This window comes from Pseudoalteromonas sp. MIP2626 (assembly GCF_013414205.1).
Taxonomy (GTDB): Bacteria; Pseudomonadota; Gammaproteobacteria; order Enterobacterales; family Alteromonadaceae; genus Pseudoalteromonas; species Pseudoalteromonas nigrifaciens.
Map to the genome: position 1 here is coordinate 1 of NZ_JAATTW010000001.1, position 26,233 is coordinate 26,233.

The following is a 26,233-nucleotide window of genomic DNA, read 5'->3' on the forward strand; positions in this document are numbered from 1 at the left end:
AGATGAACCGCCCATTGCGGACCCGCATGATGGGTGGTGTGGGGGCTGGAGGTTAGAGACCTCCGGCTACCCGATTATGTTTTTGCTTAGCCAAACCATTGTTTTAGAGTTTCTTTTGCTTTGACTGCATGCTCATTTTTAATATAAGCCGCTACAGCGGCAGTTGCTGCAACTAAAACACCAAGATCATCAGAATAGCCAACGATAGGTGTAATATCAGGGATAGCATCTATTGGCGAAATAAAATATCCAAGAGCACCATAAACAGTAGTTTTAGCCCAAGTCGGTGTGTCAGAGTCTTGAGCTGAATAATAAAGCTTCAATGCTGGCTCTAGAACGGTTTCTCCTGCAGTTTTTGCAAAGTTCTTAGTTTTATCCCAAAAACTATCTTCGGTAAATTCTTTTTCAAATTGATTATCTGACAATTTTATTACTCCATTTTTGATTGAAAAACATAACAGCTTATTGAACACCACTTTGGGGGTTTATAACACCCCAAAACGGCGTATATTACATGGCTCAATAGTTCCACTAAATAACTACAATGTAAACAAGTAATTACGTATGTTATAAAATCACCGTTGTTAAAATACCCCAAAACGACTTTTAATAATGTTATTGGACAAAATACAAACAACTGTCTATATACACAGTATCAGACTTAAATAATTGAATATCATTTATGAAATCTCTCTTTCTAACCATGATTAAAGATCATATGTATAGCAAGCGTTATGCAAAGAGCACTATTGAAGCTTATTTGTTTTGGATAGCTGCCTATATCCGCTTTAATAATATGCAACACCCAAGCTCTATGGGGGATACTCAAGTGGAATTATATTTAAATCATTTAGTAAACTCGCAAAATGTAGCGCAAGGCACACAAGCCCAGGCATTGAATGCGCTAAGTTTTCTATATAAAGAAATAATTAAAAGTCCTCTCTCATTATCATTAGATTCTTATAAAAAGTGAACGCCCTAGGAAATTACCCGTTGTGCTTACACAAACAGAAGTTTCAGCGTTATTTAAACACTGTATTACAAAGCATTATTTAGCGTGTGCACTACTTTATGGTAGCGGTATGCGGTTAATGGAGGTACTACGTTTGCGGATACAAGATATTGACTTTGATTATAACTGTGTTCGAATTTGGGATGGTAAAGGGGGCAAAAATCGTGTTGTAACGCTTGCAGGAGAACTGATACCACAAATACGAACACAAATTCAATTAGTCGATAATTATTTACAATTAGACCTAAATAACCCGCTGTTTTGTGGCGTGTATATGCCGCATTTATTACGTAAAAAATATCCAAATCATAACAAACAGCTGGGTTGGCAATATTTATTTCCATCTTATAAACTCAGTATTGATCCTGAGAGTAAACAGCTAAGGCGCCATCATATTGATGAAAAGCAATTACAGCGCGCTGTAAAAAAAGCGGCTTTTAATGCACACATTAATAAACACGTTACGCCACATACTTTGCGCCACTCATTCGCTACGCACTTACTGCAAAGCGGCGCTGATATACGCACAGTACAAACACAACTTGGGCACAGCGATATTCGTACAACACAAATTTATACCCATGTTTTACAGCAAGGCGCTAATGGTGTTATTAGCCCTTTTTCAAGGTTGTAACTACTCTATTAAAAACAAAAAAGCACAACCCACACGAGTTATGCTTTTTTAATTAATCTTAAACCAATTCATTTTACAAACGAATGCCGCCGTCTATTTCTACTACGCGACCGGTAAAAAAGTCGTTTTCGATAATATATTGTGCGGTATGGGCTATTTCTGCAGTTTCACCTAAACGCCCTACTGGGGTTACGCTAAGCATGCGCTCTTTAGCTTCTGGTTTCATTACGTCGGTCATTGCGGTGCTTATAACACCTGGTGCAATTGCGCCTACGCGAATACCAAAACGGCCAAGCTCTTTAGCCCATGTAGTAGTAAGCGCTACAACGCCTGCTTTTGAAGCAGCGTAGTTTGTTTGCCCTATGTTTCCGGCGCGCGCTACGCTCGACATATTTACAATAACGCCACCTTTGCCCGACTCAATCATATGGCTGGCGGCTTCGCGGCCTGCCAAAAACACGCCAGTAAGGTTTACGTCTATTACTGATTGAAATTGCTCAAGCGACATTTTTTTAACTACTTTGCCGTCTTTAGCTTTAATAAACATGCCATCGCGTAAAATACCGGCGTTGTTGATCAATACACCAATATGGCCAAAGTCGCTATTAATGGTGTTAAATACCGCTTCCATTTCGCTCTCGTTGGTAACGTTGGCAGCGTAGCCTTGAATACGCGTAGTTACGCCGTCAAGTTGACTTAATTGCTCGGTTGCTGTGTTAAGTGCATCTTGCGCCATATCGATTAGGGCAATGTTTGCGCCCATTTTTGCAAACTTTTGCGCCATAGCAAAACCTAAGCCTTGTGCGCCACCGGTTATTACTACCGTGTTATTTTTAATTTCCACGCGTTACCCCTACTTCGAAAATAATTTAAATATGGCACTAAAATCTTCAGTACCCGCACCTTGGTGCTGCAATGTAGCGTATAAGTCGTTGGCCATTGAACCCATTGGCGTGGCTGATTTACTTTGCTTTGCTGCTTCCATTGCCAAGCCTAGATCTTTCGCCATTAGATCGACCATAAAGCCTGGTTTGTATTCGTTACTTGCAGGAGCCGACTCCATTACACCCGGACACGGGTTATATAACTCTAACGTCCAGTTACGCCCTGAGCTTGCGGTCATTATGTCGCTAAGTACTTTAGGATCTAGGCCATTATTTATGCCCATTTGTAGTGCTTCGCTGGTGCCTGCCATTAAAATGCTCAACAGCATGTTATTACATATTTTTGCAACTTGCCCTGCGCCAATGTCGCCTGCATGAAAAATATTTTTGCCCATATCAACCAGCACAGTATTGGCTTTGTCGAACGCGGCTTTATCGCCACCTACTATAAAGGTAAGTGTGCCGGCGGTTGCGCCTGCAACGCCACCCGATACCGGTGCATCTACAAAGCTAATACCTTGCTGTGCTAACTCTTTACCAACCACGCGCGCCGATTCGGCATCTATGGTTGAGCAATCAATAACTAAGGTGGTTTTGCTTAAGCTGTTAATTAGCCCGTTTTCGCCCAAATAAAGCGCTTTAACATGCTTGCCAGCAGGTAACATGCTAATAAGTATGTCTACGTTGTTGGCACATTGCGTGGCATCTGCGGCTGCGTTTGCACCTTTGCTTTTTAGCTCGTTAACTGTATTTTGATTTAAGTCGAACACACTTACCGTGTGCCCTGCTTTTATAAGGTTTGCCGCCATGGGCCCACCCATATTGCCTAAACCAATAAATCCTATATTGAGTTTGCTCATAGCTTTAGCCTTGTTGTAATTGTTTAAGTGGGTGGTTATTGCCATAGCGATCTTCAAAAAAGCTATCTACCACTGAGCTTGGCACGTCGCTGAGTGTTTTGTATTGCCAGTTTGGCGCACCGTCTTTGTCGATTAACAATGCACGTACACCTTCTTGAAACTCACCCACTTCGCCAGCACGTACCGACATACCTAGCTCCATTCTAAAACACTCAGCAAGGCTTTTGCCTTTACTGGTTTTTAATTGGCGGCTTACTAACGCACAGCTTAGCGGACAACCATGCTTAAGCGATTTTTGCGCTTTTAGTAGCCATTTGTCGTCTGTGTTTAAGTTTAAAATATAGTCAACCTGTTGTTGTAGCGTAGTAAACTCAGCAAGTTCTTGAATAGTTGCCAAATTTGCTTTGATATTACCTTTAGGCAAACGCCCTGATTGCTGATCTAAATCAGTTAACAGCGTAGTAAGTTTTTCGTGATTTAAACTGGCCGTTTTACCCCATTTAATGCTGAGTAAACCCGCTAAAAGTGCATCGTATTTGTCTGCTTTTACATAGTGATCGGCAAGGGCAACAAAACGGGCATCGTCGCAATTTATAGACGCTGACGTAAGCCCTAAAAACAACCCAACACTGTGAGGCATTTTATGTAAAAAATAACTGCCGCCAACATCTGGGTATAAGCCAATAGTTTGCTCAGGCATTGCTATACGCGATGTTTCGGTTACTACGCGGTGGCTTGCACCAGCCATTAAGCCTAAACCGCCGCCCATTACAATACCGTTACCCCACACTAATAATGGCTTTTCGTAACAGTGAATTAAATAGTCAAGGCGATACTCTTGCGTAAAAAAATCCTCTACTAAGTCGCTTGCGCTGCCTTGAGCCATAGCGTGGTGCAAACTTACAACATCGCCGCCAGCACAAAAGGCTTTGTCGCCTGCGCCTTTTAATACCACCATGGCAATACTGCTGTCTTGCGCCCAAGCTTTTAGTTGCGGCTCTAATAGTTTGATCATTTCAAAATTAAGGGCGTTTAACGACTTTGGTGCATTTAGCGTAGCAAACGCTATTAAAGCACCGTTTGACGCGGTTGCCGTTTCGAATACGACTGCGTCATCTGCATGATTTAATAATGTTAAGCCGCTCATTAGCCGTTCACCCAATTTGCACGACGCTTTTCTAAAAAGGCACTTACACCTTCTTGCTGATCTTCGGTGTCAAATAAGGCCACAAACAATTCACGTTCTAGCGGTAAAATGCTCGCCATAGGCTGATGACGCCCTTTTTGAATCAATGTTTTACATGCTGCAACCGAAGACGGACTTTGATCGGCCACTTGGTTAGCTAGTTTAAGTGCTGCAGCAAAGCTTTCGCCTTGTGGAACAACTTCTTCAATTAAGCCAATTTGCAGTGCTTTGTCGGCTTTTAAGCGCTCGCCACATAAAATCATGCGTTTTGCCCAGCCTTCCCCTACTAGCCATGCTAGATTTTGTGTACCACCAGCGCACGGTAGTAAACCTACTTTAGCTTCAGGAAGCGCCATTTGTGCTTGCTCTTCGGCAATACGAATATCACACGCGAGTGCTACTTCTAAACCACCGCCCATGGCATAGCCATTAATAGCCGCAACCGACACGCCTCTAAAGTTACTAAGTGCTTCAAATGCTTCGCCAAATACGCGTGACATTTCAGCGGCTACGCCTTTATCGCCACCGGCAAATAAGTTTAAGTCGGCACCGGCACTAAAAAACTTTTCGCCTTCGCCAGTAAGCACTAATGCATAAATATTTTTATTTTTGTTTAACTTATTAACGGTGTTTTTTAAGGCAATTAATGTGTCTTTGGTCCAGGTATTTGCTGGCGGGTTTGACATAGTTAATATGGCTACATGACCTTCGGTCGTTAATTCAATGCTAGGTTTAGACTTAGTATTTGACTCTGACATAAATAACTCCTTATAAAACTTCGCTGGCTGACTCTGCTAAAATACGACGCGCTATAATAACGCGCATTATTTCGTTAGTGCCTTCTAAAATTTGGTGTACACGTACATCACGTACATGGCGCTCTAATGGGTATTCTTTAATATAACCGTAGCCACCATGAATTTGCAGGGCGTCGTTACACACTGTAAAGCCTACATCTGTGGCAAAACGTTTTGCCATGGCGCAATACGTGGTTTTTTCGCTGTCGTTATTATCAAGCTTAAACGCAGCCAGCCTTACCATTTGGCGCGCGGCTACAAGCTCGGTGTTCATATCGGCAATTTTAAACTGCAGCGCTTGAAACGCGGCCAGTGGTTTACCAAACTGAGTACGTTCTTTTAAATATTCGCGAGCCGTATTAAGCGCCGCTTGTGCTGTGCCAATTGAACAGGTTGCAATATTTATGCGCCCGCCATCAAGGCCTTGCATAGCAAATTTAAAACCTTCGCCTTCTGCACCTAATAAGTTATGCGCCGGAATACGTACATCTTCAAAACTAATTAAGCGTGTAGGTTGTGCGTTCCAGCCCATTTTTTCTTCGGCTTTACCGTATTCAACACCTTTAGCGTCGGCAGGTACTATAAAGGCCGAAATACCTTTAGGGCCATCGCATCCGGTGCGCGCCATAACGACTAATACTTCGGTTTCGCCCGCGCCCGAAATAAACATTTTTGAGCCGTTAATTACGTATTCGTCGCCATCGCGTACTGCTTTGGTTTTTAGCGATGCGGCGTCTGAACCAGAGCCCGGCTCGGTTAAACAATACGATGCCAGTAAATCGCCAGTAACCAGTTGTTCGCAGTATTTGTCTTTAGCGGCGTCAGTACCAAAGCTTGCTACCATCCAAGTGGCCATATTATGTATGGTTAACATGGCTGTTGTTGCGGTACAGCCCATAGCAAGTTGCTCAAAAATAATGCTTGAATCTAAGCGCGATAAGCCAAGGCCACCGGCTTCTTCTGGCGTGTAAAGGCCACAAAAACCTAGTTCGCCTGCAGCTTTAATCGTGTCTTTAGGGAAAATATGTTCGCGATCCCACTTAGCGGCGTACGGTGCGAGTTCTGAGTCAGCAAACTGACGTGCTGTTTGAGCAAATGCTTGCTGATCATCTGATAAATTAAAGTCCATATAGACCTCTTCAATTAGTTATGTGTTGTCTAGGTGATTAGTGAAGAGCAACGAAGGTAATAGGAGTTACCTTCGTGCCCTTCTTTATTATTAATTATGCTTTTTAAACTATTTATTATGAGTAATTACTTTAAGTTAATGCTCATATTTGGACCCGACGCTATGTCGTCTTCAAACCAACGTGAAGTAATGGTTTTAGTTTCGGTATAAAAACGAATACCTTGCTTACCGTAAGTGTGAGTGTCGCCATAAAACGAGCCTTTCCAACCAGTAAACGAAAAGAACGGCAGTGGCACCGGAATTGGCACGTTAATACCTACTTGGCCTACTTCAATTTCGTGTTGGAACTTACGCGCAACCGCGCCGCTTGAGGTAAACAGCGATGTGCCGTTACCGTATGGGCTGTCGTTTATTAGGGCAATGGCTTCATCTAATGTATCTACAAACATACACGCCAGTACGGGACCAAAAATTTCTTCTTTATATAAGTCCATGTCTTTAGTTACATCGGTAAACAACGTTGGGCCTACCCAGTTACCTTGCTCGTAGCCTTCAACCGTAAAGTTTGAGCCGTCAATTAAACACTTAGCGCCTTGCTCTTTACCACCGGCAATAAGCGATAAAATACGTGCTTTTGCAGCCGGTGATGTTTGCGGACCATACGCTGCGCCTGCATCATCCCATACGCCTGGGCGTACACCTTCAAAACCCGCTTTAATTTCATCAACCCAGTCTTTTGCTTGGCCAACAAATACCGCAACCGAAATACCCATACAACGCTGACCAGCGGCACCAACCGACGCGCCAACTAAGTTATTTACCACATGCGATTTGCTGGCATCAGGCATAATAACCATGTGGTTTTTAGCACCCACACACGCTTGTACGCGTTTAAGATTTGCTGTGCCTTTTGAATAAATATAAGCGCCAACGCCACACGAGCCAACAAACGAAATAGCGCGTACTGCTTTGTCCTCAAGTATGCGATCTACTTGTGGTTTTGTACCATGTACTACTTGTAACACGCCTTTTGGCGCGCCAGCTTCCATAAATAACTCAGCTAAGCGCATTGGCGTAAGTGGATCTTGCTCAGACGGTTTTAAAATAAAGGTGTTACCACACACAATTGCCAGCGGAAACATCCATAATGGGATCATTGCCGGAAAGTTAAACGGCGTAATACCCGCACACACACCTAAGGGTTGCATGTAAGAATAAGTATCGATTTTACGCGCTACGTTTTCCATGGTTTCGCCCATCATTAATGACGGTGCGTTAGCCGCTTGCTCAACTACTTCAATACCACGCCATACATCGCCTTTAGCGTCTTCAAATGTTTTACCAAGCTCATGACAAATAATAGTGGCAAGCTCGTCGTGGTGCTCTTTTAATAGCGCAGCGTATTTCATCATAATGCGCGCGCGCTCAGTAATTGGCACATCTTTCCACGTTTTAAACGTTTCTGAAGCCGAGGCAATAGCTGCATCCATTTCTGCGTCTGTGGTGCAAGGTACTTGGGCTAGCACTTCTTGGTTGGCTGGGTTTATTACGTCAATAAGTTCTTTTGAGCTTGATTGAATAAATTCGCCATTAATCAGTAGTGGTACTTGGTGCATAATTAAATCCTGTTTTATAAGAGTGTTAGTGCAGCTTTATTATTATAATTAGCGCTGCATTGATTATTGATTATTATTTTGTGATAAAAAATTAAAGTGCTTCTACTGCCATGGCAACGGCTTCACCGCCACCAATACATAAAGACGCTACGCCTTTTTTAAGGCCGCGATTTTTAAGTGCATGAATAAGCGTTACTAAAATACGTGCGCCGCTTGCACCAATTGGATGGCCCAATGCACAAGCACCGCCATTTACGTTTACTTTGCTTTCATCTAGTTTAAGCTCGTTAATAGCAAGCATAGTAACCATGGCAAACGCTTCGTTAATTTCCCACAGGTCAACATCGTCTGTAGTCCAACCGGCTTTTTCTAGTACCTTGTTCATTGCGCCCACTGGCGCTACTGTAAATTCGCTTGGTTTTTGAGAATGCGTGCTGTGCGCTACAATTTTACAAAGCGGGGTTAAGCCCTGCTCTTTGGCTTTTGACTCGCTCATTAAAATAAGTGCTGCGCCACCGTCTGAAATTGACGATGAGTTAGCGGCTGTAATAGTGCCGTCTTTTTTAAATGCAGCACGCAGGCTCGGAATTTTTTCTGGGCGGGCATTACCTGGCTGCTCGTCAATAGCAACGACAACGTCGCCTTTGCGTGTTTGCATAGTGTGCGGTGCAACTTCGTTATTAAAGCTGCCGTTTTCAATTGCGGCTTTTGCTTTGGTAAGCGAGCTTAGTGCAAAGTTATCCATTTGTTCACGGCCAATACCGTATTCATCAGCGGTGTCTTGTGCAAAACAACCCATAGCTTTGTTGTCGTAAGCATCTTCAAGGCCATCGCTCATCATGTGATCTTTAATTTCGCCATGCCCCATGCGCATACCACCGCGAGCTTTGGGAATAAAGTACGGTGCATTACTCATACTTTCCATGCCACCAGCAACTGCTGAGTTTATAGAGCCCGCTTTAATTAGATCATGTGCCAACATTGCCGCTTTTAAGCCAGAGCCACACACTTTATTTATAGTGGTAGCCCCCGTGCTAAGTGCTAGGCCTGCTTTTAACATTGCTTGACGAGCAGGCGCTTGGCCTACACCCGCAGGTAGTACACAGCCCATAATTACTTCATCAATAGCATCTGTGCTTAGGCCTGTTTCTGCCAATGCACTAGCAATAGCGGTTGCCCCCAGCTCAGTTGATTGCGCATCATTAAGTGCGCCCATAAATCCACCCATAGGGGTGCGTTTTGCTGCTACAATAACAACGGCTTCAGTAGTCATAAAAAGGCTCCATTTAGTAATTGGCACCGTGCAATTTAATGCGCTGAACCAAACAATTTATTTATAATCTGTTTACGAGCATACATAATATTTACGTTTACGCCAACGTAAATCTAAAATCAACTTTTAGTTGACTGTAAAAACTGTAAACTTATTTGTATTATGTTTCATTACACTTCAGTAAAAACGCCTACGCAGGCTTTAAAGCCTAACTTTAATGAAAGTTTACTCGCCATTTTCATTAGTCTAAAGTATTACACAAACATCTTGCTTTACCTTTACGTAAACTTCACTTATATTGGGGTTATTCGAATGAGGTAAAACACTATTATGAAACCAGATAATCAAACAAGCTTTGCAACGTCGGCCACTGTGCCTGCCAATAACGAACAAACTTTTAGTATTAGCGAACTCGCAAAGGAGTTTGACATTACCACCCGCTCTATCCGCTTTTATGAAGACCAAGGGCTTGTTACGCCAAGTAGAAATGGCCAAACCCGTATTTACTCTAAACGCGATAAAGTACGCTTAAAATTAATTTTACGTGGTAAACGCTTAGGTTTTACGCTGGCAGAAACAGGACGTTTGTTTGAACTTTACGACGCCGACAAATCAAGTGCTAAGCAGCTGGTAACTATGCTGGACCTTATTAGCGAGAAAAAAGCCGACCTATCACAACAAATGGACGACATTAAAGTTGTTCTTATGGAATTGGTAACAGCCGAGCGCCGTTGCCGCGACACACTTAATAAAATAGATGAGTAATACGCGGTATTAACTTAATCAATCACACAGGAATGAATCATGAGCACTATTTCACTATATAAAGAAATGAACTTTGGCCTTGGCGAAACCGCCGATATGATCCGCGGACATGTAAACAGCTTTGCCAGCCAAGAAATTGCCCCACTAGCCGAAAAAACTGACCTTGATAACGCTTTCCCAAATCAACTTTGGCCACAAATGGGCGAAATGGGTTTATTGGGAATGACAGTAGCTGAAGAATTTGGCGGTGCTGGTTTAGGTTATTTAGAGCATGTTATTGCCATGGAAGAAATTAGCCGTGCAAGTGCTTCTATTGGCCTAAGCTATGGTGCGCATTCAAACCTGTGTGTAAACCAAATTAATCGTAACGGCACGCAAGCCCAAAAAGAAAAATACTTGCCTAAGCTTATTAGCGGTGAGCACATTGGTGCCCTTGCTATGAGCGAGCCAAATGCGGGTTCAGACGTAGTTTCAATGAAACTTAAAGCCGAGAAAAAAGGCGATAAGTACATTTTAAACGGTAATAAAATGTGGATCACCAATGGTCCAGATGCGCATACTTTAGTTATTTACGCTAAAACCGATTTAACTGCGGGCGCAAAAGGTATTACTGCATTTATTGTAGAGAGCGACTTTCCTGGTTTTTCAACCGCGCAAAAGCTCGACAAACTCGGTATGCGTGGCTCAAATACCTGTGAACTGGTATTTGAAAACTGCGAAGTACCCGAAGAAAACATTTTAGGTAACTTAAACGAAGGCGTTAAGGTATTAATGAGCGGCCTAGACTACGAGCGCGTAGTACTTGCAGCAGGCCCACTGGGTATTATGCAAGCGTGTATGGATATTGTTGTACCTTATATTCATGAGCGCAAACAGTTTGATACGCCTATTGGTCAGTTTCAGTTAATTCAAGGCAAAGTAGCCGACATGTATACGCAAATGAACGCCGCACGCTCGTATGTATATACAGTGGCTCGCTCGTGTGATCGCGGTGAAACCACCCGTAAAGATGCTGCCGGTGCTATTTTATATGCAGCAGAGCTGGCAACTAAAATGGCGCTAGATGCCATTCAAATTTTAGGTGGCAATGGTTATATAAATGAATACGCAACGGGCCGCCTACTACGTGACGCCAAATTATATGAAATTGGTGCAGGTACCTCAGAAATACGCCGTATGCTAATTGGCCGCGAACTTTTCACTGAAAGCCGTTAAGGATTAAATAATGACGATTTTAACATCGAGCGTTAATCCTCACGATCCAACGTTTGTACAAAACCATAAAAATATGTCGGCGTTGGTAGATGATTTACGTAATAAAGTGGCAACCATTAGCCAAGGTGGCGGCGCTGCATTAAAAGAGCGCCACGAAGGCCGCGGTAAATTATTTGTACGCGACCGTATTAGCACTTTAATTGACGAAGGTTCGCCATTTTTAGAAATTTCGCAATTTGCCGCCTTTGGTGTTTACGAGCAAGAAATTGCGTGTGCCGGTGTAGTAGCAGGTATTGGCCGTGTTAAAGGTGTTGAATGCATGATTATTGCAAACGATGCCACGGTTAAAGGCGGTACTTACTTTCCGCTAACGGTTAAAAAGCATTTACGCGCGCAAGATATTGCTGAACGTTGCCATTTACCTTGCATTTATTTAGTTGATTCGGGCGGTGCAAACTTGCCAGAGCAAGATGATGTATTTCCAGATAAGCTGCATTTTGGCCGTATATTTTACAACCAAGCCCGTATGTCGGGTAAAGGTATTCCACAAATTGCTGTGGTTATGGGTTTATGTACCGCAGGCGGTGCCTATGTACCGGCCATGGCCGATGAAAGCATAATTGTAAAAGATCAAGGCACTATATTTTTAGCGGGTCCGCCTCTTGTTAAAGCTGCAACCGGTGAAGTAGTAACCGCCGAAGAGCTTGGTGGTGCCGACGTGCACTGTAAAACATCGGGGGTTGCCGATCATTACGCGCAAAATGACGAACATGCGTTGTCGATTGCGCGCCAATGTATAGCGCGTATTAATTACACCCGCCCTACTGCGCCGTTGCTAGAGGAAGTTAAAGCACCTCGTTATGATATTAACGAGCTTTACGGCATTGTTGGCACCGATCTTAAAAAGCCATTTGATGTACGCGAAGTAATAGCGCGCACAGTTGATGACTCATCGTTTGACGAATTTAAACGCTACTTTGGCGAAACCCTAGTAACGGGGTTTGCGAGTATTTATGGCCACCCAGTGGGCATAGTCGCTAACAACGGTATTTTGTTTAGTGAGTCGGCGCAAAAAGGCGCGCACTTTATTCAGCTATGTACGCAGCGCAACATTCCTTTAGTGTTTTTACAAAACGTAACCGGCTTTATGGTAGGTAAAAAATACGAAGCCGAAGGTATAGCTAAACACGGCGCTAAAATGGTTATGGCGGTATCGTGCGCCGATGTGCCTAAATTTACCGTACTGATTGGTGGCTCATATGGCGCAGGTAATTACGGCATGTGTGGCCGTGCATTTGAACCTACCATGATGTGGATGTGGCCCAATGCGCGTATTTCTGTAATGGGCGGCGAGCAAGCAGCCGGTGTAATGACGCAAGTTAAGCAAGACGGTTTAGCCCGTAAAGGCCAAAGCATGAGCGAGCAAGAAGTAAGTGACTTTAAACAGCCAATTATTGCTCAGTACGAAGAGCAAGGACATCCGTATTATGCCAGCGCCCGCTTATGGGATGACGGCATTATTGATCCTGCCGACACACGTAGCGTTTTAGGACTTGCCTTAAGTGCCGCTAGTAATGCACCAGTGCAAGAGTCGAAATTTGGCGTATTTAGAATGTAATCGGAGCGTAAAATGTCAGTTACTCTACAAATAACAAAATCAAATGTGGCGGTACTCGTTTTAAGCCGCCCCGAAAAACGCAATGCATTTAACAGCGAAGTCATTCAAGAGCTTATAAAATGTATTGAACATGCTAATACGCTCGATATTCGCGCCTTGGTGTTAAAAACTGAGGGCAAACATTTTTCAGCTGGTGCCGATTTAGCCTGGATGAAATCGATGGCAGATAACAATGTTAACGATAATTTAGCCGATTCAATGCAGTTAGCTAAATTAATGCAAGTGTTAGCAACAAGCCCGCACCCTACTATTTGTGCCGTGCAAGGCGCTGCGTTTGGCGGCGCTTTAGGTTTAATTGCCTGTTGCGACATTGCAATATGCCAAGACAATGCACAATTTTGCCTAAGCGAAGTAAAGCTGGGGCTTATTCCTGCGGTTATTAGCCCTTATGTAATTAAAGCCATTGGTGAGCGTGCAGCGCGTAGATACTTTTTAACTGCTGAGGTATTTGATGCGCATACCGCTAAGCAACTTGGGTTAATTCATCAAGTAACCGGTAATTTAGAATGTGCGCTCGACGCTATGCTGCAAACATTGATTGATAATGGCCCGGTTGCAGTAAAAGCGGCAAAAGCACTTATTAACGATGTAGCAAATAAAGAAATAACCGATGAGCTAATTGAGCTTACCGCTCATCGTATTGCCAAAATTCGTGTATCGGATGAAGGCCAAGAAGGCTTAAGCGCTTTTTTTGACAAACGTCCACCACAATGGCAACTGTAGGATTAATTATGAACGTAAATAAATTACAAAAAATACTCATTGCTAACCGTGGTGAAATAGCATGCAGAATAATGCGCAGTGCTAAATTAATGGGCTTAACCACAGTTGCTGTGTATTCCGACGCTGATAAACACGCGCAGCATGTAAAAATGGCTGACGAAGCCTACCACATTGGCCCAGCGCCAAGTAAAGACTCGTATTTAGTTGCCGATAAAATACTGCAAGTAGCAAAAGACAGCGGCGCAGATTGTATTCACCCTGGTTATGGGTTTTTGTCTGAAAACAGCACGTTTGCCAACGCATGTGAAGCAAATAATATTGTATTTGTTGGACCACCAGCAAGCAGCATTGAAGCTATGGGCTCTAAAACGCGTGCTAAAGAAATTATGGCCGCGGCTAATGTGCCATTAGTACCTGGTTATTATGGCGACAAGCAAGATCCTGCTTTTTTACAAGCAGAGGCCGAAAAAATTGGCTACCCGGTACTGATCAAAGCAGCATTTGGTGGCGGTGGTAAAGGCATGCGCGTGGTAAATAATGCTAATGAATTTATTAGCGCACTTGAAGGCGCACAGCGTGAGGCCGTTGCTGGCTTTGGTAACGACTTAGTATTACTAGAGCGCTACGTAAACCAACCACGCCACGTAGAAGTACAAGTGTTTGCCGATAACCACGGTAACTGTGTTTATTTAGGCGATCGTGACTGCTCGTTGCAACGTCGTCATCAAAAAGTAATTGAAGAAGCCCCTGCCCCGGGTTTATCAGACGAGTTGCGCAAAGAAATGGGTGAAGCCGCGGTGCGTTGTGCTCTTGCAATAAACTATCGCGGTGCAGGTACAGTTGAGTTTTTACTGTGTGGCGATGAGTTCTTCTTTATGGAAATGAACACGCGTCTGCAAGTAGAGCACCCGGTTACCGAAATGGTTACTGGTGTTGACTTAGTTACGTGGCAAATTAATATTGCCGGCGGGCAAACACTGCCACTCAAACAAGCTGATATTAAATTGCAAGGCCACAGCTTTGAAGCGCGTATTTACGCTGAAGACCCTGCTAATGAGTTTATTCCGTGCTCAGGCACAATTGAAGCACTTTATACTCCGCTAAACAGTGAGTTTGTGCGCATTGATACTGGCATTGCAGCCGGCGACGAAATTAGCCCATACTACGACCCTATGATAGCCAAGTTAATTGTGCATGATGATAATCGCGAACAAGCGCTGAGCCGTTTACAACACGCGCTTGAGCAATTTCACTTAGCGGGCTTTAGTACTAACATTGGCTTTTTACATAACTTAGCTGTGCACCCTAGCTTTAAACAAGGCGCGCCTAGCACTCACTTTATTGCCGAGCAAGGCGATTCGTTAGTGGCGGTTGATCAATCTCTGCTCCAAGCAAGCCAGCTTATTGCAGCCTTTACTTATTTAGAGCAGCTAGTTAGCACTCAAGAAGCGCCAAATACAAGCCCTTGGCAACAACTCAGTGGCTTTGCTCTAAATGCACCGCAAAGCGTTAAAATTGCGTTTGTTGATTTAACCCTTAATGCGGTTAAAACGAATAATGGCTACAGTATTACCCATAATGAGCACGTATTTAATGTTCAAGGCAGTTTAAATAATGGCCTTTGTAGTGTATTTATAAACGGCGAAAAACACACAGCCCACGTAAGTCGCGTTAATAACGTGATCACCGTAATGCACAAAGCACTGCAAACTCGCCTAGAGCTAGTAAATAAGCACTATATTAGCGATCACCAAAGTGATGCCCTGCCTTTAGCTGCGCCACTTAATGGTACGGTAGTAAAACACTTAGTTGAGCTTGGCAGTAGTATTACCAAAGGTGACCCTGTGGTTATTATTGAAGCGATGAAAATGGAATATACGCTCAACGCCCCGCACGATGGTATTTTACAAAGCTATTGTTTTGCCGAAGGTGAACTGGTAAGCCATGGCGCGTTACTGGCTATAGTTGAAGATACGACAGTTGCAAGTGACCCTGCTAAGGGAGGCGCATAATGAGCGTTTTTCCGCAAAAAGTGCGTATTGTTGAAGTAGGCGCGCGCGATGGCCTACAAAACGAAAAAGCAGTAACCACTGCCGACAAAGTAGCGCTTATTAACGCGCTTGCTGCTGCGGGTTTAAAAGACATTGAAGCCGGTGCGTTTGTATCCCCTAAATGGGTGCCGCAAATGGCAGACTCAGCTGATGTGATATCAGCTCTTGATTTGCCCGATGTAAACTTAAGTGCGTTAACCCCTAACTTAAAAGGCGCACAAGCTGCGCATGCCGCTGGAATTAAAGAATTTGCCATATTTACAGCGGCTAGCGAATCGTTTTGTCAAAAAAACATTAACTGCAGTATTGAGCAAAGTATTGAGCGTTTTAGCGACGTTATGGAGTTTGCCAAAGCGCATAACATTAAAGTACGCGGCTATGTAAGTTGTGTTTTAGGTTGCCCGTATGAAGGCGAAATAGACCCTCAAGCTGTACTTTATGTTAGCCAAAAGCTACTCGCACTAGGCTGTTATGAAATAAGCCTTGGCGATACCATAGGTGTAGGCACAGCTAAAAAGGTAACTGAGTTACTTACTTTGCTATTACAGCACATTGATAAGTCGCAGCTTGCAGTGCATTTTCATGACACTTACGGCCAAGCGCTCACAAATATTTACGCGGCACTAAACTTAGGTATAGCAACGGTTGACGCGGCAGTAGCAGGCCTTGGTGGTTGCCCTTACGCTAAAGGGGCGTCAGGAAATGTTGCCACCGAAGATGTAGTTTACTTACTGCAAGGGCTTGGCATTGAGCACGCAATTGATTTACAAAGGCTTAGTGATGCAGGATGGCAAATAACAAAAGCGCTTGGCAAACAACCCGTAAGTAAAGTGTCGATTGCATTGCATGCTAAATAACATCCCAAATAATTTTTATACAAAGTATTTATAAACTAACTATCATATAGTTAGTTAAACAATTTAAGCACACAATGAGGAGTGACTCATGGCCGGATTTGATAAGGTAGTTTCTAGTTACGAAGCTGCAATGGCAGGATTAAAAGACGGCGATACCGTAATTGCCGGTGGTTTTGGTTTATGTGGTATTCCTGAGGGCTTAATTAAACAAATTAAGCAAATGAAAACCAAAGAGCTAACTGTGGTGTCTAATAACTGCGGTGTTGATGACTTTGGTTTGGGCATTTTATTACAAGACAAACAAATTAAAAAAGTAATTGCCTCATACGTTGGCGAAAATGCCCTATTTGAGCAACAGTTACTCAGTGGCGAAATTGACGTAGAGCTTACACCACAAGGCACTTTGGCAGAAAAAATGCGTGCTGGTGGTGCAGGTATTCCGGCGTTTTACACCGCAACAGGTTACGGTACGCCCGTTGCCGAAGGTAAAGATGTAAAAGAATTTAATGGTCGCCCTTATATTTTAGAAGAGTCGATAACCGGTGAATTTGCTATTGTTAAAGCATGGAAAGCCGACCGTTACGGAAATTTAGTGTTTCGCCACACTGCAATGAACTTTAATCCACTTGCCGCAACCGCTGGTAAAATTACGGTAGCCGAAGTAGAAGAAATTGTAGAGCCGGGTGAACTTGAGCCAAGCCAAATTCATACCCCTGGCATTTATGTAAACCGCGTTATTAAAGGCAACTTTGAAAAACGCATTGAGCGTGTTACTACACGAGATTAAGCAGGAGCATTAATATTATGGCATTATCACGTGAACAAGTTGCAATGCGCGTTGCACAAGAGCTAAAAGATGGCTATTACGTTAATTTAGGCATAGGAATTCCGACACTCGTCGCAAACTATGTTCCAGACGATATTGAAGTTATGTTACAGTCCGAAAATGGCTTGTTAGGCATGGGACCATACCCAACTAAAGCAGAGCTAGACGCCGATATGATTAACGCGGGTAAAGAAACCGTGACAGCTGCGAAAGGTGCAGCCATATTTAATAGTGCAGATAGTTTTGCCATGATACGCGGTGGTCATGTAGACTTAACAGTTCTGGGTGCTTTTGAGGTAGATCAAAACGGTAGCATAGCATCGTGGATGATCCCTAAAAAGCTAATTAAAGGCATGGGCGGCGCAATGGACTTAGTTGCAGGCGCACAAAATATTATTGTAACCATGACCCACGCCAGTAAGCATGGCGACTCAAAGCTATTAGAGGCCTGCACATTACCGCTTACCGGCGTTAATTGCGTTAAAAAAATAGTTACAGATTTAGCCGTACTAGAAGTTAAAGACGGCGCATTTCATCTGTTAGAGCGCGCTCCGGGCGTATCTGTAGATGAAATTATTAGTAAAACAGCAGGTAAATTACTTGTTGACGGTGAAGTACCTGAAATGGTGTTTTAAGCCCTAGGTTTAAACTTTACCTTGTACCGACCTCATTCCCAGTGCCAATGGCGCTGAGTTACCCAAAATCCCTCTAACGAGGGATTTTTTTTGCCTATTTTTCTAAGTTTTATTATTATTTTAAGAAGCTGAAATTTTACGCTAACTTGTAACTGCCCTGCACCACCTTGTTACCTTGTTGCACCATTATTGTGAACTTAATGCAGTAAAACTTTCAACCTTCTGATATTATTGATTTTAATAATTGGTTCAGTTATTGCCTTATATAGGCGACTCAAACAACTTTATATTGGAAAACATGCAAACTCCTATACGTGGTCTTCGCTCATTTTGCTTCGCGGCACGAAGTTTAAGCTTTAAGCATGCAGCAAATGAGCTGTATTTAACGCCTTCGGCTGTAAGCCATCAAATTAAACAACTAGAAGAACAACTTGGCATTGAGCTTTTTGTGCGTAAAACCCGCTCGATTAGTTTAACTGCAGCTGGAAAGGACTTTTTTGAAGCTATATCGCCAATAGTTAGTACGCTTGAGAGCACAATTAATGAATTTAGCCAAATGCAGCAAAATACAAATTTAACGATTACCTTGCCTGAGTTTTTTGCAAGCGAGTTGCTAATGCCTAGATTGCGCGAATGGACGTCGGCGCACCCTAATATTAATTTACAAATGGATACGCTTAAAACCCGTAAAGAGCTAACCCGACATAGTGACTTATCAATAGTGCTGTCCTCGAATAAGCCAACCGAAGGTGTTGTAACAGAGCTGTTTAACTTAGAGTATATACCTGCTTGCAATAAAAATTTGTTAGCACAATGGAAGGATGACCATTGTAAAGCCCTTAATCAAGTGCCGCTTATATTACACAAAGCACGCCCTTGGGCATGGCATCAGTGGGCCGAGAAAGCTGGAATAGTTGACTTTTCACCAACCCAAATTATACAAATTGACAGCATGTTTGGTGTAGCACGAGCAGCGCAGCAAGGTATGGGTATTGCGCTTATTCCTCTGCCTATAAGCCAAAGCTGGCTAGACGAACTCTGGTTATATAAGCTATTCGAGCGCCCGCTAACCACTAAAGACAAGTACTATTTAGTGCAACACGAGCCAAGTAATGTAAATCATCCGCTTGATTTATTTGCTAAGTGGGTTATAGCTACTTTTAAAAATACACAAACCAAACCTATAGATTAATTTATTTCACTCATTGGGTGTATTTTTATCGTTTGTGATTAATGCTCAATAAATCTAAAGTTCACCTATCGAAAGTATCGCAGCTTAATTTAAGGTTTGATAATTAAGCTGGTAAAAGAATCTTATATTGTGTGTGTAAGATGTTGTCAGTGTAAAAAACGGTTCAAGTTAGGTGGTGACTTGGCTTGAACTGTTTTTATTTTTAGGCAATCCACATAATATTTACTAAAAATAAATTAGGCTTTAATACTGCTTTTTAGCTAAAGCCTTAATTAAAAAGCCCAGTAAAAGTTAAGTTTACTGGGCTTTTGTATATCTCACGTATTTTTAATCCCTTGGTATAAATTCAAGAACCGTAGCATTTATACAATAACGGTCTGTACCGCGTGGGCCTTCCCCGGGGAATAAACGCCCTAAGTGTATGCCAGTACTTTTAGAGCGCAGCTCAATACGAGTCATTCCCCAGCTACTGTCGTCATGTTCAGTAACGCTACTTTTTATTGGATGCGTAAACGATAACCACCCAGTTCCAGAGTTAAACCTATCGCGGGTATCAAATAGCGGCTCGCCACTTAGCTTATCGACAAAGGTGCCATCGGGTGTATTTTTAAAAATTTTGTATTCTTTACAATAAGCGCGATCGGTTTTTGAATTAAATGCAACTTTATAGGCTTCACTATCGCCTAGTTTAAATGCGCCAAGGGCTTTGTAAAACGCCTCTGGGCTTGCATAGCCTTGACGTCCGTATACTTCAGTGCCATTTTCTAAAAATAAAATAGTGGGGGTTGCCCAGGTTGCCGACTTAATGGTTAAACCTTGGAGTTGATCGGCGTGGCGAAAGCTCATAGCAATACTACCTTTGTAGTCGTTAGCTACAGCGCTTTTAAATTTTTCACAGTATGGACAGTATTCGCGTGAGTCTAATACCACTATTTGTTTACCCATTAATAAAGCGGAGTTATCTACTTGTTCGGGCGGTTTTTTGTTAAACACCACGCCAGTTGAGTGATCGGGACAATAGCCATTTGGATTTTTTTCTAAATAATTTTGATGATATTCTTCAGCTGCATAAAAAGTGTCAAGTGGCTTAATAATAGTGGCTATAGTGCCGTACTCTGCTTGCGTAAGCAGTTGTTGATATTGCGATTTAACTTGCTTTGCTACTTTCGCTTGCTCAGTGGTGGTAGTTAAAATAATTGAGCGATACTGAGTGCCTACATCGTTACCTTGGCGATTTTTTTGTGTTGGGTCGTGGCTTTCAAAGTAGTTTTCGAGTAGCTCCTTTGCGCTAATAATATTGCTGTTATAGGTAACTTGCACAACTTCGGCGTAATTGTCCTCGTCAAAGCGACGTGATTGACTGGTTATATTGCTGTAAGTGGCTTTAAAGCCGTTTCCATCGGCATAACCTGACTCAGCATCAATAACACCATTAAGTGCTTCGTAGCGCTTTTCAGCGCCCCAAAAGCAACCTGAGCCAAGTACTAGTGTTTCTACGTGCATAGTCGCTTGAACATTACTTTGCACTACTTTTTCCATTGATAAAGCAACACTGCTTGCGCTAAATAAAATAGCAACGCTAGATAAATAAATTAAACCCTGATACGACATAAACTACCTCTTAAATAAATGCTAAGGCCGGTTACTGTTGCGAATGTATTTTTAACAAAAAATAGTAACAGGCTTTAATAAAGACCTTACCTGTTGAATTATTATTTCAACTTGGTAAGTAATTAAATACGAGTGAGCGGCTTATAAGGTTTATATTTTATCTCTTAATCCATTTTGCTGGTCGCAATGGTGTAAATAAATCAATAGAACTATGTTAGCTTTGAAACATGTTGTATTAACAGGTTTGTTTTATGAGTTCGGCTCCTATAATTTATGCACTTAGTAACAATAGCTTATTGATAGATGCAGCACATTTAGACGCAAACAATGTATTAACTATACAAAAAAAAATTTGGGCTTTAGCTGCGCACTGTAAAAACACCGCAGAGTTTACCGACTTAGTTGCAGGAATGAATTCCCTCACCTTGTATTTAAAGTCATCTGCGGGCTTAACTAAATGGCTAGAGGCATTACCATTATTATGGGATGAGCTTAAAAGCAGTACTTTTACTGGTAAACACCATTTAATAGAGACCCTATACGAGGGTGAAGATCTTGCTTATGTAGCCCGCTTTCATAATTTAAGTATTGATGAGGTAATTAGTATACATAGCAAAGCTCAGTATCACGTTTTATTTTTAGGCTTTCAGCCCGGATTTGCCTATTTACATGGTTTAGATACACGCCTACATACCCCAAGGCGCGCTGAGCCTCGCATTAAAGTACCTAAAGGTGCGGTGGCTATTGGCGCTGCCCAAACCGGTATTTACCCTAGCGACACTCCCGGTGGCTGGCATATTATTGGCCATACCAATACCACATTATTTAATAGCTCTCATTCTCAACCTTGCTTAATGCAACCAGGCGATACCCTTGAGTTTGTAGCGCTAAAAAACCAAGGAGCAGGCGCATGATAAAAGTACTAAAACCAGGCGTACAACTCACTATTCAAGATTTTGGCCGAATTGGCTATCGTCATTTAGGAGTAAGTAAAGCTGGCAGCTTAGACCCCTGTGCACAATTAATAGCTAATCGACTCCTTGGTAATAACGACAACGATGCGGTGCTTGAAGTAACTGTGGGCTTATGTGAGCTTGAATTTAACTGCGATACTGTCATTGCCATCCAAGGCGCTGATTTACAGGCAAAGCTTGATGAACAGCCGATTTACCCAGGTTGGACATACGCTATTAAAAATAAACAAGTATTAAGCTTTGCCACAGGACGAGCGGGGTTAAGAGCATATATTGCAGTAAAAGACGGCGTGCAGTGCCCACTAATAATGGGCTCTCGAGCAACTGATTTAAATGCATGCTTTGGTGGGCTCGATGGCAAAGCACTCAGCAGTGGTGACTGCATTCCAATTAAGCCTTTTAATGGCCCTTTTATAAAAATGGGGGCTATTGCTCCACCGCAACGTAAAATTATCCGCTTGCACCCTAGCCCGCACGCAAAGTTATTAGGTAAAACACTTTTGCATAGTTTTACTTCGGGTAAATTTAAAGCCAGCCCTAACAGTAATAGAATGGGCGTAAGGTTAGTAAATAATACAGATAATCTGATGCACACACATTCATTACCTTCTGTGGCTGTGAACCCAGGGAGCATACAATTGCCCCCCAACGGAGAGCCCATAGTATTACTTAATGATGGCCAAACTACCGGCGGCTATCCGCTACTAGGTACAGTGATCAGTGCTGACTTACATCAATTTGCACAGTTTAGAGCAGCCGATAATATAGAATTTGAATATGTAACCCTAGAGCAAGCACACAGAGCCCAACATAAACAAAATACTCATTTACATCAGCTCAGTTTGGCACTCAATAATAGCAATAATAAAAAATAGGACGGTTATGCTCGATTTAAATATAAATAGAAGCATAGTGTAATAAAAGTACAAACTCCTACGGCAGTAACCTTACTCGCCGTTAATATTGTTTTAATGTATAGCGTGGTGTTCAATGACTAAATCAACTTACCCTATGGCGTGCGTATTAATTACCGGTTTTACTCCTTTTGATGGCGAAACCATTAACCCCTCTTGGCAAGCAGTGCAAAAGCTCGACGACCATATAATAATGAAACATAGAGTATGTGCTATTGAGTTATCGTGTGAGTTTAATACCTCTATTGCGCAATTACACCAAGCGATAGAGGCCCATAACCCGGCGATAGTTTTATGTGTTGGCCAAGCTGGTGGACGTAGCGAAATATCTATAGAGCGTATTGCGATTAATATAGATGACGCGCGCATTAAAGATAATGCCGGTAAGCAACCTATTGATACCCCAATTGCAAAAAATGGCCCCGATGCTTATTTTAGCAATTTACCAATAAAACGTATGCTAAGCGCCTTACATGAAAGTGATATTCCTGCGGCCATTTCTAATACTGCCGGTACTTATGTGTGTAACCATGTGATGTATGGTTTGCTGCATTATATAAACGAAAACTATACAAAAATGAAAGGCGGCTTTATTCATATTCCTTATTTACCAAGCCAAGCAGTGCACCATAATGGCGCACCAAGCATGAGTGAAGAAGTGGTAATAAATGCGCTAAAGGTAATGATAGCTGAAGCTTTGAGCAATGAGCGCGATGTAAAAATAGCAGCCGGCACCACACATTAATCATTTTGGTGCAATACGAGCTATGTTGGTGCATAAATTATTCTTATTATTTTGTAAATGCGGTGTGACTTACGTTATTAATTCTGCTAAAACAAAGGTGAGTCGCAGAGTTTTTTTGCTCTGCAATACACATAAAAACAAGAATGAGGGGTAGTCTATGTGTTCAATTTTTGGGGTGTTAGATATAAAATCTGATCCCGTACAGTTGCGTACGCAAGCCATCGAAATGTCGAAGTTATTAAGGCACCGCGGCCCTGATTGGTCGGGTGTTTATGCATCGAAAAAAGCAATTTTAGTACATGAACGCCTAGCTATTGTAGGGGTTTCTAGCGGTGCACAGCCTTTATATAATCCAGAAAAAACACATATTTTAGCGGTAAACGGTGAAATTTATAATCATAAAGAATTAGCGGCAAATTTAACCACCGATTTTACCTTTCAAACAGAATCTGACTGCGAAGTTATTTTAGCGCTTTACAAACAAAAAGGTGCCGACTTTTTAGATGATTTAAATGGCATTTTTGCATTTTGTTTATACGATGAAGAAAATGACAGTTACCTTATTGGCCGCGATCATATTGGTATTATTCCGCTTTACACCGGTCACGATGAACACGGTAACTTTTACGTAGCTTCAGAGCTAAAAGCCCTTTCACCAATTTGTAAGCACATTGAAGAATTTCCGCCTGGGCATTACCTAAGCAGTAAAGATGGCGAGCTTAAAGCGTATTACAAACGCGATTGGCAAAGCTTTGACGCCGTTAAAAATAACAGCGCAAAGGCCGAAGATGTTAAAAGCGCACTAGAGGCTGCCGTTAAACGCCAGCTTATGTGCGACGTGCCTTATGGCGTATTACTCTCTGGTGGCTTAGATTCGTCGCTTATATCGGCTATAACCCAGCGTTTTGCGGCAAAACGAATTGAAGATAACGACGAAAGCGATGCATGGTGGCCTAAATTGCATTCTTTTTCTGTTGGCCTTGAGGGCTCACCTGATTTAGCCGCGGCTAAAAAAGTAGCCGATATGATAGGCACTATTCATCACCCTATTATATTTACTATTGAGCAAGGTATAGATGCCCTGCGCGAAGTGATTTACCACATAGAAACCTACGATGTAACCACTATTCGTGCCTCTACTCCTATGTATTTAATGGCCCGACAAATTAAAGCCATGGGTATTAAAATGGTGCTATCGGGCGAAGGGGCAGATGAACTGTTTGGTGGCTATTTGTATTTTCATAAAGCGCCGAATGCACAAGAGTTTCATGAAGAGCTTAACCGTAAAGTATCTAAACTGCATATGTTTGATTGCCTACGTGCCAATAAGTCGATGGCAGCATGGGGAGTTGAAGCTCGCGTACCATTTTTAGATAAAGAGTTTGTGGATGTGGCAATGCGTATTAACCCACAAGCTAAAATGTGTACAGAGGGAAAAATAGAAAAGCATATTTTACGCGAAGGCTTTGCAGATTATTTACCAGAGGAAGTATTATGGCGTCAAAAGGAGCAGTTTTCAGACGGTGTAGGTTATAACTGGATTGATACCTTAAAAGTGTTTGTAAACGAGCAAGTGAGCGATCAAGAGCTTGCCAATGCAAAGTTTAAATACCCTATAAATACCCCCGATTCTAAAGAAGCATATTATTACCGCGCTATTTTTGAATCTCACTTTCCTGGTGATGCCGCCGCTAAATGTGTGCCTTATGGCAAATCGGTAGCGTGCTCTACGCCCGAAGCGCTGGCATGGGATGCGTCGTTTCAAAATAATGCTGACCCTTCTGGACGTGCCGCGCTTATTCATAACGATGCGTATGCTAGCAAAAGCTAAGCGAATTTGCTTAGCGCCACACAAGCCAGCATGGCTTGTGTGGCGCTTTATAACACTCGCATCGTCCCAAGCTGTTTTTTATAACCACACAGCTAACTTAGCCGGTTCAAGTGCTTTAATTGTTATTTATAAAAAGGGCTTAACCTCTAAATTAATGCAATATATTGCGTCAAAATCGAATCATCCTGCGACTGTATTTTTAAATCAAAATGAGATAACTCAACCTTATTGTAAAATTCGCTGGTTTAACCAAACAAGTGAAATTAAGCGCTGTGGGCATGGCACTTTGGCTGCAGCTAACTTTTTACTTCATTATTTTTCTTATTGCCCACAGGTATTTATTACAAGCTGTAATGAGCGTTTTAAAATAAAAATTAACAGGCAACAGGCTCAGTTGGTATTAGCAAGTATTGAGTCGATAAAGTCCCCCTGCTACTGTAAATTACAGCGAGTATTTTCATTATCAATAAAAGCCGCGTACAGCAGTGCCAATAAAAACGGTTACACCTTGTTATTGTTCAATGCACAAGACGATTTAACACGCTTACAAGTTGATTCTAAAGCCCTAAGTCACCTGCATAAAAATGCGGTTATTGCGCTAACAGTACAAAATACTCAAGCACAAAATGCCATTGCACATTTTAGATACTTTGCCCCGCAGTTTGGTGTAAACGAAGATACCGCAACGGGTTCAGCAGTATCGGTTATTGCACCCTTATTATTTAGACTATACGGTTTAAATAAAGTTACGCTTATACAGCAATCGCCTAATGGCGCGTTGTTAAACTATGAACTTAACAACGGCCAAGTTGTTATTTACTAATA

General features: G+C 42.4%; 24 protein-coding genes and 1 pseudogene. 16 read left to right on the forward strand and 9 right to left on the reverse strand.

All coding sequences use genetic code 11. From position 1 onward, the window contains the following. Nucleotides 1-86: 86 nt before the first annotated feature. Nucleotides 87-425 (reverse strand): YkvA family protein, encoded by a 339-nt coding sequence (locus HC000_RS00005; protein ID WP_179806571.1) that lies wholly within the window; start codon nt 423-425, stop codon nt 87-89. A gap of 257 nt (nt 426-682) precedes the next feature. Between HC000_RS00005 and HC000_RS00010 the strand changes: the two are divergent. After that, nucleotides 683-1,646 (forward strand): annotated as a pseudogene (locus HC000_RS00010) (integron integrase). Nucleotides 1,647-1,719: 73 nt separating this feature from the next. Here HC000_RS00010 and HC000_RS00015 read toward each other — a convergent pair. From HC000_RS00015 to HC000_RS00045, 7 genes are all read right to left on the reverse strand, one after another. Further along, nucleotides 1,720-2,490, reverse strand: a complete 771-nt coding sequence (locus HC000_RS00015; RefSeq protein WP_086996146.1) for an SDR family oxidoreductase — start codon at nt 2,488-2,490, stop codon at nt 1,720-1,722. A gap of 9 nt (nt 2,491-2,499) precedes the next feature. Then, the gene (mmsB, locus tag HC000_RS00020) at nt 2,500-3,390 is read right to left on the reverse strand and encodes a 3-hydroxyisobutyrate dehydrogenase (RefSeq protein ID WP_086996141.1); all 891 of its coding nucleotides are present in this window, start codon (nt 3,388-3,390) and stop codon (nt 2,500-2,502) included. Between the two features lie 4 nt (nt 3,391-3,394). Then, the gene (locus HC000_RS00025; RefSeq protein WP_011328138.1) at nt 3,395-4,537 is read right to left on the reverse strand and encodes an enoyl-CoA hydratase/isomerase family protein; all 1,143 of its coding nucleotides are present in this window, start codon (nt 4,535-4,537) and stop codon (nt 3,395-3,397) included. Beyond that, nucleotides 4,537-5,334 carry an enoyl-CoA hydratase gene (locus tag HC000_RS00030; RefSeq protein WP_179806572.1) on the reverse strand — a complete coding sequence of 266 codons (798 nt, stop codon included), beginning with the start codon at nt 5,332-5,334 and terminating at the stop codon, nt 4,537-4,539. Before HC000_RS00030 ends, HC000_RS00025 begins: the two co-directional genes overlap by 1 nt. A gap of 10 nt (nt 5,335-5,344) precedes the next feature. Beyond that, a complete protein-coding gene (locus HC000_RS00035) occupies nt 5,345-6,502 on the reverse strand; it encodes an acyl-CoA dehydrogenase family protein (protein WP_011328136.1) in 1,158 nt (385 codons plus the stop codon). 125 nt (nt 6,503-6,627) lie between these two features. Then, entirely contained in the window at nt 6,628-8,118 is a 1,491-nt protein-coding gene (locus tag HC000_RS00040) for a CoA-acylating methylmalonate-semialdehyde dehydrogenase (protein WP_011328135.1), read from the reverse strand. Nucleotides 8,119-8,209: 91 nt separating this feature from the next. Further along, complete coding sequence (locus HC000_RS00045) at nt 8,210-9,391, reverse strand: acetyl-CoA C-acyltransferase (RefSeq protein ID WP_179806573.1); 1,182 nt, start codon at nt 9,389-9,391, stop codon at nt 8,210-8,212. Between the two features lie 330 nt (nt 9,392-9,721). On the opposite strand from HC000_RS00045, the gene HC000_RS00050 reads away from it, so the two are divergent. The 9 genes from HC000_RS00050 (at nt 9,722) to HC000_RS00090 (ending at nt 19,333) form a co-directional block, all read left to right on the forward strand. Beyond that, entirely contained in the window at nt 9,722-10,156 is a 435-nt protein-coding gene (locus HC000_RS00050) for a MerR family DNA-binding transcriptional regulator (protein WP_011328133.1), read from the forward strand. Between the two features lie 39 nt (nt 10,157-10,195). After that, nucleotides 10,196-11,371 (forward strand): isovaleryl-CoA dehydrogenase, encoded by a 1,176-nt coding sequence (locus HC000_RS00055; RefSeq protein ID WP_011328132.1) that lies wholly within the window; start codon nt 10,196-10,198, stop codon nt 11,369-11,371. 10 nt (nt 11,372-11,381) lie between these two features. After that, the gene (locus tag HC000_RS00060; RefSeq protein ID WP_179806574.1) at nt 11,382-12,989 is read left to right on the forward strand and encodes a carboxyl transferase domain-containing protein; all 1,608 of its coding nucleotides are present in this window, start codon (nt 11,382-11,384) and stop codon (nt 12,987-12,989) included. 12 nt (nt 12,990-13,001) lie between these two features. Beyond that, on the forward strand, nt 13,002-13,772 hold the full coding sequence (locus HC000_RS00065) for an enoyl-CoA hydratase/isomerase family protein (RefSeq protein WP_011328130.1): 771 nt from the start codon (nt 13,002-13,004) through the stop codon (nt 13,770-13,772). 8 nt (nt 13,773-13,780) lie between these two features. Continuing rightward, nucleotides 13,781-15,784 (forward strand): acetyl/propionyl/methylcrotonyl-CoA carboxylase subunit alpha, encoded by a 2,004-nt coding sequence (locus HC000_RS00070; protein ID WP_179806575.1) that lies wholly within the window; start codon nt 13,781-13,783, stop codon nt 15,782-15,784. Next, entirely contained in the window at nt 15,784-16,680 is an 897-nt protein-coding gene (locus HC000_RS00075; protein WP_179806576.1) for a hydroxymethylglutaryl-CoA lyase, read from the forward strand. Before HC000_RS00070 ends, HC000_RS00075 begins: the two co-directional genes overlap by 1 nt. 88 nt (nt 16,681-16,768) lie before the next feature. Continuing rightward, nucleotides 16,769-17,467 carry a CoA transferase subunit A gene (locus HC000_RS00080; RefSeq protein WP_011328127.1) on the forward strand — a complete coding sequence of 233 codons (699 nt, stop codon included), beginning with the start codon at nt 16,769-16,771 and terminating at the stop codon, nt 17,465-17,467. Between the two features lie 17 nt (nt 17,468-17,484). Continuing rightward, the gene (locus HC000_RS00085; RefSeq protein WP_011328126.1) at nt 17,485-18,141 is read left to right on the forward strand and encodes a 3-oxoacid CoA-transferase subunit B; all 657 of its coding nucleotides are present in this window, start codon (nt 17,485-17,487) and stop codon (nt 18,139-18,141) included. 298 nt (nt 18,142-18,439) lie between these two features. Beyond that, nucleotides 18,440-19,333: a LysR family transcriptional regulator gene (locus HC000_RS00090; protein ID WP_089368239.1), complete on the forward strand. Its 894-nt coding sequence runs from the start codon at nt 18,440-18,442 to the stop codon at nt 19,331-19,333. Nucleotides 19,334-19,660: 327 nt separating this feature from the next. On the opposite strand, the gene msrA is transcribed toward HC000_RS00090, so the two are convergent. Then, nucleotides 19,661-20,944 carry a peptide-methionine (S)-S-oxide reductase MsrA gene (msrA, locus tag HC000_RS00095; RefSeq protein ID WP_179806577.1) on the reverse strand — a complete coding sequence of 428 codons (1,284 nt, stop codon included), beginning with the start codon at nt 20,942-20,944 and terminating at the stop codon, nt 19,661-19,663. Between the two features lie 251 nt (nt 20,945-21,195). Here msrA and pxpB point away from each other — a divergent pair, with 251 nt between their 5' ends. The 6 genes from pxpB (at nt 21,196) to HC000_RS00120 (ending at nt 26,231) form a co-directional block, all read left to right on the forward strand. Further along, nucleotides 21,196-21,858, forward strand: a complete 663-nt coding sequence (pxpB, locus tag HC000_RS00100) for a 5-oxoprolinase subunit PxpB (RefSeq protein ID WP_011328123.1) — start codon at nt 21,196-21,198, stop codon at nt 21,856-21,858. After that, on the forward strand, nt 21,855-22,793 hold the full coding sequence (locus tag HC000_RS00105) for a biotin-dependent carboxyltransferase family protein (RefSeq protein ID WP_179806578.1): 939 nt from the start codon (nt 21,855-21,857) through the stop codon (nt 22,791-22,793). Before pxpB ends, HC000_RS00105 begins: the two co-directional genes overlap by 4 nt. Before the next feature lie 42 nt (nt 22,794-22,835). Beyond that, the gene (locus HC000_RS18660) at nt 22,836-22,916 is read left to right on the forward strand and encodes a hypothetical protein (protein WP_303394021.1); all 81 of its coding nucleotides are present in this window, start codon (nt 22,836-22,838) and stop codon (nt 22,914-22,916) included. Continuing rightward, on the forward strand, nt 22,909-23,577 hold the full coding sequence (gene pcp, locus HC000_RS00110) for a pyroglutamyl-peptidase I (protein ID WP_011328121.1): 669 nt from the start codon (nt 22,909-22,911) through the stop codon (nt 23,575-23,577). Before HC000_RS18660 ends, pcp begins: the two co-directional genes overlap by 8 nt. A gap of 157 nt (nt 23,578-23,734) precedes the next feature. Next, entirely contained in the window at nt 23,735-25,408 is a 1,674-nt protein-coding gene (gene asnB / locus HC000_RS00115; protein ID WP_086996100.1) for an asparagine synthase B, read from the forward strand. Beyond that, a complete protein-coding gene (locus HC000_RS00120) occupies nt 25,392-26,231 on the forward strand; it encodes a PhzF family phenazine biosynthesis protein (RefSeq protein WP_179806579.1) in 840 nt (279 codons plus the stop codon). Before asnB ends, HC000_RS00120 begins: the two co-directional genes overlap by 17 nt. The last annotated feature ends 2 nt before the right edge of the window (nt 26,232-26,233 follow it).

Bases quoted from the DNA above. Each gene is read 5' to 3' on its own strand.
- mmsB (WP_086996141.1), bottom strand. From the start codon at position 3,390: ATGAGCAAACTCAATATAGGATTTATTGGTTTAGGCAATATGGGTGGG.
- HC000_RS00025 (WP_011328138.1), bottom strand. From the start codon at position 4,537: ATGAGCGGCTTAACATTATTAAATCATGCAGATGACGCAGTCGTATTC.
- HC000_RS00030 (WP_179806572.1), bottom strand. From the start codon at position 5,334: ATGTCAGAGTCAAATACTAAGTCTAAACCTAGCATTGAATTAACGACC.
- HC000_RS00035 (WP_011328136.1), bottom strand. From the start codon at position 6,502: ATGGACTTTAATTTATCAGATGATCAGCAAGCATTTGCTCAAACAGCA.
- HC000_RS00040 (WP_011328135.1), bottom strand. From the start codon at position 8,118: ATGCACCAAGTACCACTACTGATTAATGGCGAATTTATTCAATCAAGC.
- HC000_RS00045 (WP_179806573.1), bottom strand. From the start codon at position 9,391: ATGACTACTGAAGCCGTTGTTATTGTAGCAGCAAAACGCACCCCTATG.
- HC000_RS00050 (WP_011328133.1), top strand. From the start codon at position 9,722: ATGAAACCAGATAATCAAACAAGCTTTGCAACGTCGGCCACTGTGCCT.
- HC000_RS00055 (WP_011328132.1), top strand. From the start codon at position 10,196: ATGAGCACTATTTCACTATATAAAGAAATGAACTTTGGCCTTGGCGAA.
- HC000_RS00060 (WP_179806574.1), top strand. From the start codon at position 11,382: ATGACGATTTTAACATCGAGCGTTAATCCTCACGATCCAACGTTTGTA.
- HC000_RS00065 (WP_011328130.1), top strand. From the start codon at position 13,002: ATGTCAGTTACTCTACAAATAACAAAATCAAATGTGGCGGTACTCGTT.
- HC000_RS00070 (WP_179806575.1), top strand. From the start codon at position 13,781: ATGAACGTAAATAAATTACAAAAAATACTCATTGCTAACCGTGGTGAA.
- HC000_RS00075 (WP_179806576.1), top strand. From the start codon at position 15,784: ATGAGCGTTTTTCCGCAAAAAGTGCGTATTGTTGAAGTAGGCGCGCGC.
- HC000_RS00080 (WP_011328127.1), top strand. From the start codon at position 16,769: ATGGCCGGATTTGATAAGGTAGTTTCTAGTTACGAAGCTGCAATGGCA.
- HC000_RS00085 (WP_011328126.1), top strand. From the start codon at position 17,485: ATGGCATTATCACGTGAACAAGTTGCAATGCGCGTTGCACAAGAGCTA.
- HC000_RS00090 (WP_089368239.1), top strand. From the start codon at position 18,440: ATGCAAACTCCTATACGTGGTCTTCGCTCATTTTGCTTCGCGGCACGA.
- msrA (WP_179806577.1), bottom strand. From the start codon at position 20,944: ATGTCGTATCAGGGTTTAATTTATTTATCTAGCGTTGCTATTTTATTT.
- pxpB (WP_011328123.1), top strand. From the start codon at position 21,196: ATGAGTTCGGCTCCTATAATTTATGCACTTAGTAACAATAGCTTATTG.
- HC000_RS00105 (WP_179806578.1), top strand. From the start codon at position 21,855: ATGATAAAAGTACTAAAACCAGGCGTACAACTCACTATTCAAGATTTT.
- pcp (WP_011328121.1), top strand. From the start codon at position 22,909: ATGACTAAATCAACTTACCCTATGGCGTGCGTATTAATTACCGGTTTT.
- asnB (WP_086996100.1), top strand. From the start codon at position 23,735: ATGTGTTCAATTTTTGGGGTGTTAGATATAAAATCTGATCCCGTACAG.
- HC000_RS00120 (WP_179806579.1), top strand. From the start codon at position 25,392: ATGCTAGCAAAAGCTAAGCGAATTTGCTTAGCGCCACACAAGCCAGCA.